The organism is Cupriavidus respiraculi (assembly GCF_914271545.1).
Classification (GTDB): domain Bacteria; phylum Pseudomonadota; class Gammaproteobacteria; order Burkholderiales; family Burkholderiaceae; genus Cupriavidus; species Cupriavidus respiraculi.
The window spans coordinates 1-12,984 of the sequence record NZ_CAJZAH010000005.1 but is presented as its reverse complement, the minus strand read 5'-3'; the positions used below and the strand labels follow the sequence as shown (position 1 = coordinate 12,984).

13 protein-coding genes are annotated in these 12,984 nt (G+C 69.4%); 1 reads left to right on the top strand and 12 read right to left on the bottom strand.

Annotation, left to right across the window (positions count from 1 at the left end; genetic code table 11):
* Positions 1–37: 37 nt before the first annotated feature.
* Positions 38–790: a 5'/3'-nucleotidase SurE gene (surE, locus tag LDO27_RS19900; protein WP_222203673.1), complete on the bottom strand. Its 753-nt coding sequence runs from the start codon at positions 788–790 to the stop codon at positions 38–40.
* 191 nt (positions 791–981) lie between these two features.
* On the opposite strand from surE, the gene LDO27_RS19895 reads away from it, so the two are divergent.
* Positions 982–1,956: an NADPH:quinone oxidoreductase family protein gene (locus LDO27_RS19895; protein WP_222203675.1), complete on the top strand. Its 975-nt coding sequence runs from the start codon at positions 982–984 to the stop codon at positions 1,954–1,956.
* A gap of 67 nt (positions 1,957–2,023) precedes the next feature.
* Here LDO27_RS19895 and LDO27_RS19890 read toward each other — a convergent pair whose 3' ends face one another.
* The 11 genes from LDO27_RS19890 to LDO27_RS19840 form a co-directional block, all read right to left on the bottom strand.
* Entirely contained in the window at positions 2,024–3,124 is a 1,101-nt protein-coding gene (locus LDO27_RS19890) for an alkene reductase (RefSeq protein ID WP_222203677.1), read from the bottom strand.
* 163 nt (positions 3,125–3,287) lie between these two features.
* Complete coding sequence (locus LDO27_RS19885; protein ID WP_222203679.1) at positions 3,288–4,079, bottom strand: ABC transporter permease; 792 nt, start codon at positions 4,077–4,079, stop codon at positions 3,288–3,290.
* A gap of 109 nt (positions 4,080–4,188) precedes the next feature.
* Positions 4,189–5,040, bottom strand: coding sequence for an ABC transporter ATP-binding protein (locus LDO27_RS19880; protein ID WP_224043631.1), 852 nt, complete (start codon positions 5,038–5,040; stop codon positions 4,189–4,191).
* Between the two features lie 133 nt (positions 5,041–5,173).
* Complete coding sequence (locus LDO27_RS19875) at positions 5,174–6,220, bottom strand: ABC transporter substrate-binding protein (RefSeq protein ID WP_222203683.1); 1,047 nt, start codon at positions 6,218–6,220, stop codon at positions 5,174–5,176.
* A gap of 171 nt (positions 6,221–6,391) precedes the next feature.
* Positions 6,392–7,354, bottom strand: a complete 963-nt coding sequence (locus tag LDO27_RS19870; protein ID WP_224043832.1) for a Bug family tripartite tricarboxylate transporter substrate binding protein — start codon at positions 7,352–7,354, stop codon at positions 6,392–6,394.
* Positions 7,355–7,511: 157 nt separating this feature from the next.
* Positions 7,512–8,504 (bottom strand): hydroxymethylglutaryl-CoA lyase, encoded by a 993-nt coding sequence (locus LDO27_RS19865; protein ID WP_224043629.1) that lies wholly within the window; start codon positions 8,502–8,504, stop codon positions 7,512–7,514.
* On the bottom strand, positions 8,501–9,697 hold the full coding sequence (locus LDO27_RS19860; RefSeq protein WP_222203690.1) for a CaiB/BaiF CoA transferase family protein: 1,197 nt from the start codon (positions 9,695–9,697) through the stop codon (positions 8,501–8,503). Before LDO27_RS19860 ends, LDO27_RS19865 begins: the two co-directional genes overlap by 4 nt.
* A 180-nt stretch (positions 9,698–9,877) precedes the next feature.
* Positions 9,878–10,783, bottom strand: coding sequence for a LysR substrate-binding domain-containing protein (locus LDO27_RS19855; RefSeq protein WP_222203694.1), 906 nt, complete (start codon positions 10,781–10,783; stop codon positions 9,878–9,880).
* A 61-nt stretch (positions 10,784–10,844) separates the two neighbouring features.
* Positions 10,845–11,459, bottom strand: a complete 615-nt coding sequence (gene recR / locus LDO27_RS19850) for a recombination mediator RecR (protein WP_222203698.1) — start codon at positions 11,457–11,459, stop codon at positions 10,845–10,847.
* Positions 11,460–11,522: 63 nt separating this feature from the next.
* Positions 11,523–11,855 (bottom strand): YbaB/EbfC family nucleoid-associated protein, encoded by a 333-nt coding sequence (locus tag LDO27_RS19845; protein WP_222203702.1) that lies wholly within the window; start codon positions 11,853–11,855, stop codon positions 11,523–11,525.
* A gap of 70 nt (positions 11,856–11,925) precedes the next feature.
* The coding region (locus LDO27_RS19840; RefSeq protein ID WP_290368842.1) for a DNA polymerase III subunit gamma/tau C-terminal domain-containing protein at positions 11,926–12,984 on the bottom strand (1,059 nt) is incomplete at its 5' end.

Sequence of the window (12,984 nt, the reverse complement as noted above, 5' to 3'; positions counted from 1 at the left end):
GGCGACGGTATCGGCGCTGCGCGCATGGCGGACCGGCTTACTTCAGCCATGCGCTGATCTGTTCCAGCCCGGCGCGATGGGTGAGGTCGAGTTGCAACGGGGTCAGCGACACGTAGCCTTGCGCGGTCGCATGGAAGTCCGTGCCCTCGCTGGCATCGCGCGCGTCGCCGGCGGGGCCGATCCAGTAGTTGGTCTCGCCGCGCGGATTGACCTGCGCGATCACGGGCTGCGACGGATGGCGCTTGCCGAGCCGCGTGGCGCGATGGCCCTTGATATGTTCGAACGGCAGGTTCGGGATATTGACGTTGAGCAGGAACGGCTCGGGCATCGGCGCGGCGATGGCGCGCTCGACGATGCCGCGCGCGATGCGGGCGGCGGCGTCCAGATGTTCCCAGCCCTTGTCCAGCTGCGAGAAGGCGATCGATGGAATGCCCAGCAGGAAGCCCTCGATGGCGGCGGCGACGGTGCCGGAGTACAGCACGTCCTCGCCCATGTTCTGCCCCTGGTTGATGCCGGACACCACCAGGTCGGGCTTTTCGTCGAGCAAGCCGGTCAGCGCGATATGCACGCAGTCGGTCGGAGTGCCATTGACGAAGCGGAAGCCCTTCTGCACGCCTTCGGTGGCCTCGAAGATCGACAACGGACGCTGCAGCGTCAGCGAATTCGAGGCGCCGCTATGGTTCTGCTCGGGCGCGATCACCGTGATGCGACCCAGCGGCGCGAGCGCGGCGTGCAGGACGGCAAGTCCTGGCGCCAGATAACCGTCATCGTTTGCGAGAAGGATATGCATGGCCGCGATTGTACCTGAGGCAAACCCCGCCAATGCCGCCGCGCCACGCGCGAAAGGCGCGCCAGCGCACCGCGCGGCCGCTTCCGGCGCGCCTCTCACCGAACTGAACGGTCGTACTTTTGTGCGCTACACTTGATCGGCCCGCGCGCCTGCGTTGCGGCGCGCAAACAACCACTATCCGAGGAGACAAGATGAAAGCCGTGCTGTGCAAAGCCTGGGGTCCGCCCGATTCGCTGGTTCTGGAAACGCTGCCCGACCTCGTGCCGGGTCCGGACGAAGTGGTCATCGACGTCAAGGCGGCCGGGGTCAATTTTCCCGACGTGCTGATCATCCAGAACAAGTACCAGGCCAAGCCGCAACTGCCCTTCTCTCCCGGTTCCGAACTGGCCGGCGTGATCAGCGCCGTCGGCGAAGGCGTGACGCAGTTCAAGCCGGGCGACAAGGTCATCGCCTACCTGGGCAACGGTGCGTTCGCCTCGCAGGCCAAGGCTCCGGCCAAGGCCGTGGTGCCGATGCCGCCGGGCATCGATTTCGAGACCGCCGCCGCCTTCACGCTGACCTATGGCACCTCGCACCACGCCGTGGTCGACCGCGGCGAGCTCAAGGCCGGCGAAACCATGCTGGTGCTCGGCGCCGCGGGCGGCGTGGGCCTGGCGGCCATCGAGATCGGCAAGGCCATCGGCGCGCGCGTGATCGCCGCGGCCTCGACCGACGAGAAACTCGCGGTGTGCAAGGAGCACGGCGCGGATGCGCTGATCAACTACAGCACCGAGGACCTGCGCGAGCGGGTGAAGGAACTGACCGCCGGCAAGGGCCCCGATGTGGTCTACGACCCGGTGGGCGGCGTGTACGCGGAGCCGGCCTTCCGCTCCATTGGCTGGCGCGGACGCTATCTGGTCGTGGGTTTCGCCAACGGCGAGATTCCGAAGATGCCGCTGAACCTGGCGCTGCTCAAGGGCGCCTCGCTGGTGGGCGTGTTCTGGGGCGAGTTCGTGCGGCGCGAGCCGCGCGCGAATCAGGCCAATATGGCGCAGATGCTGGGCTGGATGCAGGAGGGCAAGATCCGCCCGCATATCTCGGCCCGCTATCCGCTGGAGCAGGCCACGCAGGCGCTGAAGGACATGGAGGCGCGCAAGGTCACCGGCAAGATCGTGATCGTGCCCTGACCCTGCGTTTGACGCGGTGCGCGCGCGGGGAAATCGGACGTCCCCGCGACGCGCATCAGGCCCGACGTCAGGCCGCCAGCGCCGGGTAGTCGGTATAGCCCTCGGCGCCGCCGCCGTAGAAGGTGTTGCGGTCGGGCTTGTTCAGCGGCGCATCCCGGCGCATGCGCTCGACCAGGTCCGGATTGGCGATGAACGGGCGGCCGAAGGCCACGGCGTCGCCGATGCCGGCATCGATCAGCGCCGCGGCGCTGTCGCGGTCGTACTTGCCGCAGAAGATCAGCAGGCCGCCGAAGGCCTCGCGCAACTGGCGGCGGAAGCTGTCGGTCAGGTCGGGCCCGCCAGCCCAGTCGGGCTCCGCGATATGCAGATAGGCAAGGCCGCGCCGCGTGAACTCGCGCGCCAGATAGAGGGTGATGGCCTCGCTCTCGTCGTCGACCATGCCATGCCCCGAGAAATGCGGCGACAGCCGGATGCCGGTGCGATCGGCACCGATCTCGGCCGCGACGGCATCCACCACCTCCAGCACCAGCCGCGCGCGATTCTCCAGCGAGCCGCCGTAGGCGTCGGTGCGCTGATTGCTCCCCGTCGCGAGGAACTGGTTCAGCAGATAGCCGTTGGCGGCGTGGATCTCCACCAGGTCGAAGCCCGCGCGCTTCGCGCGGCGGGTCGCATCGCGGTACTGCAGGACGATACCGGGCAGTTCGTCGGTGGCCAGCGCGCGCGGCGTTTCCGTCGGCACGTTGGCCGGCGTGCCGTCGGGCTGCACCACGAAGCACTGCGAGTTCTCGGCGATCAACGCGGACGGCGCCACCGGCGCCTGCCCGTTCTCCTGCAGCAGGCTGTGCGAAATCCGGCCCACGTGCCACAACTGCAGCGACAGGCGTCCGCCACGCGCATGCACGGCGTCCACCACGCGCTTCCATCCCGCTTCCTGCGCATCGGTATAGATGCCCGGGGTCCAGGCATAGCCCTGCCCCTGGCGGGAGATCTGCGTGGCCTCGGTCACGATCAGTCCGGCGCTGGCGCGCTGGACGTAGTACTCGACGTTCAGGTCGGTGGGGACATCGCCCGGCTGGCCGGCCCGCGAGCGGGTCAGCGGCGCCATCAGGACGCGGTTGGGCAACGATACGGCGCCCGCTTGCGCGGGCTGGAACAGCGAAGAAGTCATCGGGGGGGCCGTGTTTGGGGGGAAGCGGTCGGGGTCGCTGGCGGCGCCCCAGGGGCGCCGCGCAGCACGTCCGGCCGATTATAGGGAATACCCTTAGTCCCCGCATGACCCCACGCCGCGCAAGGAGATAGTCCCCGCGGGCGACAGCGCCCCGCCGGGCGCCCTACAGCTTTTCCGTTTCCCCGCTGCTCGGCTGCCACTTCATCAGCCGCCGCTCGGCGATGCCCACCATCCAGTCCAGCACCAGCGCGCAGGCGGTCAGCACCACGATGCCGGCGAAGACCGTGTTGATGTCAAAGGTGCCTTCGGCCTGCAGGATCAGATAGCCAACGCCACGCGCGGAGCCCAGATACTCTCCGACCACGGCACCCACGAAGGCCAGACCCACCGACGTATGCAACGACGAGAACACCCAGCTCGTCGCGCTGGGCAGATAGACATGGCGCAGCAGCTGCTTCTGGTTGGCGCCCAGCATGCGCGCGTTGGCCAGCACCACCGGGCTGACTTCCTTGACGCCCTGGTAGACGTTGAAGAACACGATGAAGAACACCAGCGTGACGGCCAGCGCCACCTTGGACCAGATGCCCAGGCCGAACCACACCGCGAAGATCGGCGCGAGAATGACCCGCGGCATCGAGTTCATCGCCTTCACGTAGGGATCGAGAATGGCCGAGGTCAGCGGGCTGAGCGCCAGCCACAGGCCCACGCCCAGCCCCGCCACCGTGCCGATGCCGAAGGCCAGCACGGTTTCCAGCAGCGTTACGCCGAGATGGATGTAGATATCGCGCTCGACGACGAACCAGTTCCAGATGCGCTGCGCCACCACCAGCGGCTCGCCGAAGAAGAAGGACACCTGCTGCGAGCGCGTGAACGCATGCCATGCGCCCAGGATCGCCACCAGGACGAGCAGTTGCCACACGCGCAGCATGAACTTGGAGTCGGATCGGAATGCCATGGAATTCGCCGTTGCGGCCGTCGCGGCCGTTATCGTTGTTGTCGTCGTTGCCGTTGTCGTTGTCGTTGTCGCTGCCGTGGCAGCTGCCGCCGTGTTCGCGGTCGCGGGCTCAGGCGGCCTTGCGCTGCTGTGCATAGCCCTTGAGCACTTCCTCGCGCAGCACGTCCCAGATCGCCGCGTGCAGCTCGACGAAGCGCAGCTGGTTGCGCACCTCGGCCACATCGCGCGGGCGCGGCAGATCGATGTCGAACTCGCCGATGGGATGGGTCGCCGGTCCGGCAGAGAGCACCACCACGCGATCGCTCATGGCGATGGCCTCGTCCAGGTCGTGCGTGATGAACAGCACCGCCTTGCGCTTGGCCGCCCACAGGTCCAGCACCTCGTTCTCCATCAGCTGCCGGGTCTGCACGTCCAGCGCGGAGAACGGTTCGTCCATCAGGATGATGTCCGGATCCAGCACCAGCGTCTGCGCCAAGCTCACGCGCTTGCGCATGCCGCCGGAGAGCTGGTGCGGATAGCGGTCGCCGAAGCCGCCCAGCCCCACGCGGCGCAGCCATTCCTCGCCTTCCCTCACTGCCTCGGCGCGCGCGACGCCGCGGAATTCCAGGCCCGCGATCACGTTGTCCAGCGCGCTGCGCCACGGCATCAGCGCCTCGGACTGGAACATGTAGCCGGCGCGCTTGTTGACGCCGACCAGCGGCTCGCCGAATACGCGCACCTCGCCCGACGAGGGCTGCAGCAGTCCGGCGCCGACATTGAGCAGCGTGGATTTGCCGCAACCGGTGGGCCCCACCACCGAGACGAACTCGCCCGGCGCCACGTGCAGCGTGACGTCCTTGACGGCGGTATAGCGCTGGCTGCGGTCTTCCCGCGAGACAAAGGTACAGGTGACGTTGTCCAGGGACAGCGCGGGCGTGGCATGGGAGGGGGATGCAGCGGATACAGGTGCGGAAGTGCTCATGGCGGACCGTCGTCGTGCCTCGCCGCCCAGGGGCGCGGCGTTGTCTGATACAAAGGCGCCCCGCGGGAAACAGAAGGGCCCGCCGTATCAAGAGCGGGCCCTGTCGTCCGGCCGCGGATCGGCGCCGCGCGTATTACTTGTACTTGGCGTTCGCCTTCTGCACGAAGCTGTTGGTGAAGGTGTTTTCCAGCTTGATGGTCTTGCCCTTCAGCTCGGCGTCGAACTGCTGCAGCGTGTTCAGCGCGGTGCGCGGACCGTCGGCGGGCATCATGCCGTCCGGCGACATCGCCTCGCGCACCTTCTCCCAGGCCGACAGGTACAGCGCGCGGTCGCCCAGCAGGTAGCTTTCGGGGACCGTCTTGACGATGTCCGACGGGCCCGCCTTCTGCAGCCACTTCAGCGCGCGCACCATGGCATTGGTCAGCGCCTGCGTGGTGTTGGGGTTCTGCTGGATGAAGGCGGTCGACGCGTACAGGCAGCCCGAGGGCATGTTGCCGCCGAACACGGCTTGCGTGTCCTTCAGCGTGCGCGTGTCCGAGGCGATGCGCACCTCGTTCTTCTGCGTCAGCATCGAGATCACCGGGTCGAGGTTGGCCATCGCGTCGATCTGGCCCGAGCGCATCGCGGCCACCGCGCCGGCGCTCGCGCCCACGCCGATGAACGACACGTCCGACGGCTTCAGCCCGGCCTTGGCCAGCACGAAGTTCGCCATCATGTTGGTCGACGAACCGGGCGCGGTCACGCCGATCTTCTTGCCCTTCAGGTCGGCGATCGACTTGAAGTTGGGCATGGTCTTGTTGGACACCACCAGCACGATCTGCGGCGCCCTGCCCTGCAGCACGAATTCCTGGTACTGCTGGCCCTTGCCCTGCAGATTGATGGTGTGCTCGTAGGCGCCGGAGACCACGTCCGCGCTGCCGCCGACCACGGCCTGCAGCGCCTTGGCGCCGCCGGCGAAGTCGACGATCTCGACGTCCAGCCCTTCTTCCTTGAAGTAGCCCAGGCGCTCGGCGATGGTCAGCGGCAGGTAGTAGAACAGGTTCTTGCCGCCCACCGCGATGGTGACCTTGGTCTTCTCGGGCTTGCCCTGCGCGTGCGCGAAGCCGCCGAAGGTGAACCAGCCCGCCAGGAACAGCGCGAGCGCGATCAGCGCCTGCTTCCAGAATTTCTTGTTGTACATGTTGTCTCCTGCCTCTTCGCTCCCGGTCCGAGGGAAAGGCCGGGCGTGTCTCGTGTCGCGCCGCCATGCGGCTCGTTGCGATGCTACCCGCAAGCGCTCGTTCGCCGCATCGGGATCAATACCTAGCGGCCACGCCCGGCCCGGCATGCGGGCCCGCGAGGGCCCTTCCGCTTATTCGGCCTGGATGTCGGCGGACTTGATCACCTTGCCCCAGCGCGTGAGTTCGGCGCGCTGGTACTGGTCCAGCTGCTGCGGGCCCATGAACTTCGCTTCGGCGCCCAGCGTCTCGGCCTTCTTGCGGAATGCGTCCGTGCGCATGATGGCCTCGATATCGCCGGCCAGCTTGTCGACCACCGCCTTGGGCGTGCCGGCCGGCGCGTACATGGCGAACCACGAGGACACGTCCAGATCCGCATAGCCTGCCTCGGGCGCGGACGGCACGTCGTTCAGGCTGGGGATGCGGCTCTTGCTGGTGACCACCAGCGGACGCAGCTTGCCGGCGGCGATATGCGGGATCAGCGGGGGCGGCGTGGTGATCGTCAGGTCCACCGAGCCGCCCAGCAGGTCCGTCATCGCCGGGCCCGTGCCCTTGTACGGCACGTGCGTGATCTTGATGCCGGCCATCTGGTTCAGCAGTTCGGTGGACACATGCTGCAGCGAACCGTTGCCCGACGAGGCGTAGTTCAGCTTGTTGGGATTGGCCTTGGCGTAGGCCACCAGTTCCTTCAGCGACTTCACCGGCAGGCTGGGCCGCACCACCAGCACCTGGGGCGCCGACAGCAGGTTCGCCACCGGCGCGAAGTCCTTCACCGGATCCCACTGCAGGTTCTTCATCAGCAGCGGCGTGATGACGTGGAAGCCCGAGTACTGCACCAGCAGCGTATAGCCGTCCGGCTTGGCGCGTTGCACCGCGCTGGCGGCGATGCCGCCGTTGCCGCCCGGACGGTTGTCCACCACGACGGGCTGGCCGAGGGCCTTGCTCAGCGGCTCGGCGATCATGCGCGCCGCGATGTCGGTGGTGCCGCCGGCGGCCGCGGACACGATCAGCGTGACCGGCTTGTTCGGATAGGCGCCGTCCTGCGCCGAGGCGCCGGACGCGGCCAGGCCCATGGCGGCCAGCGCGGCCGCGCTCATGACCGTGGACAGGGCGCGGCGGCGGGATACCACCGCTGCGCCGGTGCGGGTTTGCTGGACGTGCGAAGGCTGCTGCTTGGACATGTGTTGTCTCCTGATGACCCTGTGTTTGTTGTTGTGCTCGACTACTTGGTGCGCCGGCGAGCCAGGCGCGAAATCACGGTTGTCCGGCGAAATGCTCCGCGAGCCAGGCCGGCGGCTGGTGCGTGCGCAGCCGGGTGCCGGCGCGCAGCAGCTGGCTGCCGATGTCGCGCTGGACCAGCTGCGGCAGCGCGGCCACCATGCCGAGCAGCCGCTCCAGGTCCACGCCGGTATCGACGCCCATCGCGTCGAACATATGCACCAGCTCCTCGGTGGCGACATTGCCGCTGGCGCCGGGCGCATAGGGGCAGCCGCCGAGTCCGCCGGCGGCCGCGTCGAAGCGGCTCACGCCCGCCTCCCATGCGGCGAGCGCATTGGCAAGCCCCATGCCGCGCGTGTTGTGCAGATGGATGGTCAGCCCCACCTTGGGGAAGCGCTGCTGGAACGTCTCGCACAGCGCGCGCACCTGGTTCGGATACGCCATGCCGGTGGTGTCGCACAGCGTGATACCGGCCACGCCGGCCCCGGCGAAGCGCTGGGCGAGCGCCATCACGGCATCAGGCTCGATGTCGCCCTCGAAGGGACAGCCGAACACGGTGGACAGCGAGACATTGACCGGCACGCCGACGGCAGTGGCCGCCCCGGTCATGGCCAGCAGCTGCGCCTGCGACTGCTCGCGCGTCATGCGCAGGTTGGCGCGGTTGTGGGTCTCGCTGACCGACATCACGAGATTGACCTCGTCGGGCCGGCACGACAGCGCGCGCTCCAGCCCGCGCAGGTTGGGCACCAGCGCGGTGTAGCGCACGCCGGGCACGCGCTGCATGCGGTGCATCACGGCTTCGGCGTCGGCCAGCGCGGGGATCGCCTTGGCGGACGTGAACGAGGTGGCCTCGATGCGGGCGAAGCCGCAGGCGGCCAGCGCATCGACGAACGCGACCTTCGCATCGGTGGGCACCACGACGGGCTCGATCTGCAGGCCGTCGCGCGGCGCCACCTCGTTGATCTCGATGCGGGCGGGCCCGCGCAGCGGAAATGCCGCGGCCCTGCCGGCTGGTCTGATGTCGTTCATGCCACCACCCCGCGTGCGCGCAGATCGGCGATGGTGCCGGCGTCGAAGCCGGCTTCGGCCAGCACCGCATCGGTGTGCTCGCCCAGCGTCGGGCCGCGATCGTGAATGGCGCCCGGGTTGGCGGACAGCTTCGGGATGATGCCCGGCACTTCCACGGTCAGCCCGCTCGCGGCCGTGACGCTCTCGATCACGCCGCGGGCACGGTAGTGCGGGTCCTCCGCGATGTCCTTGACGGTATAGATGCGGCCGGACGGCACCTCGGCCGTCTTGAGCACCGCCAGCGCGGCCTCCACCGTTTGTGTGCGCGTCCATGCCGCGATGGCGGCATCGATCTCGTCGACGCGGCGCACGCGGCCATCGTTGCGCGCCAGCGCCGGGTCCTCGGCCAGATCCGCGCGGCCGATCGCCAGCATCAGCCGTTTGAAGATGGCATCGCCGTTGGCCGCCACCAGCACGTATTCGCCGCTGGCGCAGGGATACGCGTTGGACGGCGCGATGCCGGGCAGCGCGCCACCAGCGGGCTGGCGCACCGCGCCGAAGGCCGAATACTCGGGCAGCAGGCTTTCGCTGAGGTTGAACAGCGATTCGTACAGCGCGACGTCGATCACCTGCCCTTCGCCGCCGCGCGCATCGCGCTGGTACAGCGCGAGCAGCACGCCCAGCGCGCCGTGCAGGCCGGCGATGGTGTCCCCCAGCGACAACCCCGCGCGCACCGGCGGGCGGCCAGGTTCGCCGGTCAGATGGCGCAGGCCGCTCATGGCCTCGGCCACGGCGGCGAAACCCGGTTCGTCGCGCTTGGGACCGGTCTGGCCGTAGCCCGATACGCGCACCATGATCAGCTTCGGATTGGCGGCATGCAGCGCGTCCCACCCCAGGCCCCATTTCTCCATGGTGCCGGGGCGGAAGTTCTCGATCAGCACGTCGCATTCGGCGGCCAGCTTACGCACCACGTCTTGCCCTTCCTGGCTGCGCAAGTCGATGCAGATCGACTGCTTGTTGCGCGACTGCGCTTCCCACCAGACCGAGGTGTCCTCGTACAGCATCCGCCATTTGCGCAGCGGATCGCCCTGCCCGGGCGGCTCCACCTTGATGACATGGGCCCCGAAGTCGGCCAGCGTCTTGGCGGCGAAGGGGCCGGCGATCAGCTGTCCGAGCTCGAGCACCCGGATGCCTTCCAGAATCTGTCGCGCCATGGGGTTGTCTCCGTGCGATGGCTGTGGGGTCCGGCGTTGGCGGGCTGTCGCGGTGTGTGCGATGCCGCCACGCGGGTTTTGACGGAGTGTGCCGCAGCGGGGAGGTGGCGGGAATCGCCAATCGGAGAAGCGGGCTTTCTCGTAACGCGAAAGCCACCCAGGGCCATCGGGGCCCGCCGCCTAGAACGGCGCGCGGTCGCCGCAGAGATGGGTGATCAGCAGCCGGGCGGAGACCGTCAGCGCGGCGGGATCGCGCATGCCGATCAGCAGGGAGCGGCGCGCCCACGGGTCCTGCAGCGCGACCAGCGACAGGCCCATCGACTTGACATGGGGTTCGGCAGCGATGCGCGGGAGCACGCCCACGCCCAGCCGCGCCATCACCATGCGGCACATCGCATCGAAGCTGCGCACCTGGATGCGCAGCCGGAAGGGCCGGTCCAGCCGGCTGCTTTCCTCGAGCAGCCGCGCGGCCAGCGAGGTGACCTGCGGCAGGCTGACGAAGTCGTATTCGAGCGTATCGGCGTAGCGCACGGGTCCCCGCCCCGACAGCGGATGGCCGGGCGGCGTGATGATGACCAGTTCGTCCTGCCGGTATTCCACGGTGACCAGTCCCGCGCACGGGGTGCGGTCGGCGAAGATGCCGACGTCGGCGCGGTTCTCCACCAGCGCCGCGACGATATCGCTGCTGTTCTGCTCTTCGAGCTCGATGCGGATGGTGGGATGCAGCTGCATGAACGCGGCGAGGTCGTCCGGCAGGAATTGCGTGATGGCCGAGGTATTGGCGCAGACGCGCACCTGGCCGCGCACGCCGGACGCATAGTCCGACATCACGCCGGCCATCCGCTCCACGTCCTGCAGGATGGTCAGCGCATGGTGGAAGCACGCCTGCCCCGCCTCGGTCAGCTGGACCCCCGCGGCGTGCCGGAAGAACAGCGGCGCACCGACCGCGGTCTCCAGATCGGAGATGCGCTTGCTGGCCGCGGCCACCGCCAGATGCGACTGGCGCGCGCCGGCCGAGATGCTGCCCTGGCGCGCGACGGCAACGAACAGGCCGAGCGTGACGAGATCGAAGCGGGCGAGATTCATGGGGCGATGGTGCGGGCGTGGCAGCGGTCGCGGGCATCGCGACAGGCCGCCGGCGGGCGCGTCATAGCGTGCGGCGGTCCATCACCGCGCGGGCGATGGTGCCGGCATCGACGTACTCCAGCTCGCCGCCCACCGGCACGCCGCGCGCCAGCCGCGACACCTTCAGGCCGCGGGCCTTGAGCATCTCGCCGATATAGTGCGCGGTGGCCTCGCCCTCGCTGGTGAAGTTCGTCGCGACCAGCACCTCGGACACCGGGCCACCGAGTTCGGGATCGGTGGCGCGTGCCAGCAGCCGGTCCAGATGGATCTCGCGCGGGCCCACGCCGTCGAGCGGCGAGAGCCGGCCCATCAGCACGAAATACTGGCCGCGGTAGGTCATCGTCTGCTCGATCATGGCCTGGTCGGCGGGCGTCTCCACCACACACAGCAGCGTGGCGTCGCGCCGCTCGTCCAGGCACGTCTCGCAGATCTCGCGCTCGGTAAAGGTATTGCAGCGCATGCAGTGGCGGATGCCGTCCGCCGCGCCGCGCAGCGCGTCGCCCAGGCGGCGCGCGCCCTCCCGGTCATGCTGCAGCATGTGGTAGGCCATGCGCTGGGCCGACTTCGGCCCCACGCCCGGCAGGACGCGCAGGGCCTCGATCAGGGCCTGCAGGGAGGTCGGGGTCGGGGCCTTCATCGCAGTGGACGCCGCGGCGAGACCGCGCTCGCGCTATGGGGATTCAGAGGCAACGGCGCCAGCTCAGAACGGCAGCTTGAAGCCCGGGGGCAGCGGCAGGCCGGAGGTCATCGAGCCCATCTTCTCCTGCGTCGTGGCCTCGGCCTTGCGCACCGCGTCGTTGAACGCGGCGGCCACCAGGTCTTCCAGCAGTTCCTTGTCCTCGCCCTCGGCGACCAGGCTCGGATCGATGGTCACGCGCTTCACGTCGTTCTTGCAGGTCATCACCACCTTGACCAGGCCGGCGCCGGACTGGCCCTCGACCTCGATCAGCGCGAGCTCTTCCTGCATCTTCTTCATGTTTTCCTGCATCTGCTGGGCTTGCTTCATCAGCCCGGCGATCTGGCCCTTCATCATGGCGTCTCTCCTGGTATGGGATGGATGGGTTCGGGACCGGCGGCGGGTGCGCCTGCTCGGTCCATGGCGTTCAGGCCGCCCGCGGCTGAATCGAGCCGGGCACGATCTGCCCGCCGAATTCGCGCAACAGGCCCTGAACGAAAGGATCGTTGTCGATGGTGATCTCCGCCTCGCGCTGGCGCTCGGCCCGTGCCTGCGCATCGGCGGCGGCGGCGGTCTGCGCGACCGCGCCGACCTCGCACTGCACGCGCACCGGCACGCCGAAATGATCGGTGAGTGCCTGCTGCAGGCGCTCGACGGTGCCGCCTTCGGTGATTGCGGCAACGGGCGCGCGCAGCGTGATCGTACGGCCGACCACGGCGGTCAGCTCGCTCTGATAGGCCAGCTGCTGCGCGAGCCCCTTCAGCGGCAGGCTGGCGGCCAGCGCCGGCCATTCGCCGGTAAACACGGGCGGCGTGCCATCGTCGGCGGGCGCGGGCGCGGCGGCCGGCGTGGCCGCGCGTGCCGGGGCCTGCGGTTCGGCTGGCCGCGTCGCGCCGTCATCCGGCATCGAGCGAGGTTGCGGAACCGGCCGCGCCGCCGGCACGGCTTCGGCCCGCGGCGCGGGCATGGGCCGCGACGCGGGCGGCGGCGCGAATGCCGGCTCCATGTCGTACGGCCCGATGATCGGCAGGTCAGGCGGCAACTCCTCCCACGGCGGCACATCGCTGCCGCCGGCCACCTCCCACGGCGGCACGTCCGACGTATCGGCGGCCGGGCTGCGTTTCTGGGCGGGTGCGGGCTGGGATGCGGGCTGCGTTGCGGGCTGCGTTGCGGGCTGTGATGCGGGCTGTGATGCGGGCTGTGCGGGACGCGCCTGCGGCGCCGGGACCGGCTGCGAGGCCCTGGCGGCCGGCGCCGCGGGCGTGGGCCGCAGGGGCTGCGCGGACTGGCGTGCCGCCGCGGCGGGTGCCGGGGCCGGGGCATTGGCCGACGGACGGGCACCGCCCGCGCGCCCCGCGGATGCCTGCCGCGCGGCGGCCAGCGCCGCCCGTGCGGGCGACATGGGCGCGTAGGCGGCCGGTGCCGCCGGCACGGGCGTGGCCGTTGCGGGTCTGGCCTCGGGCTGGCGCGGCGCGGCGGCCTGAGC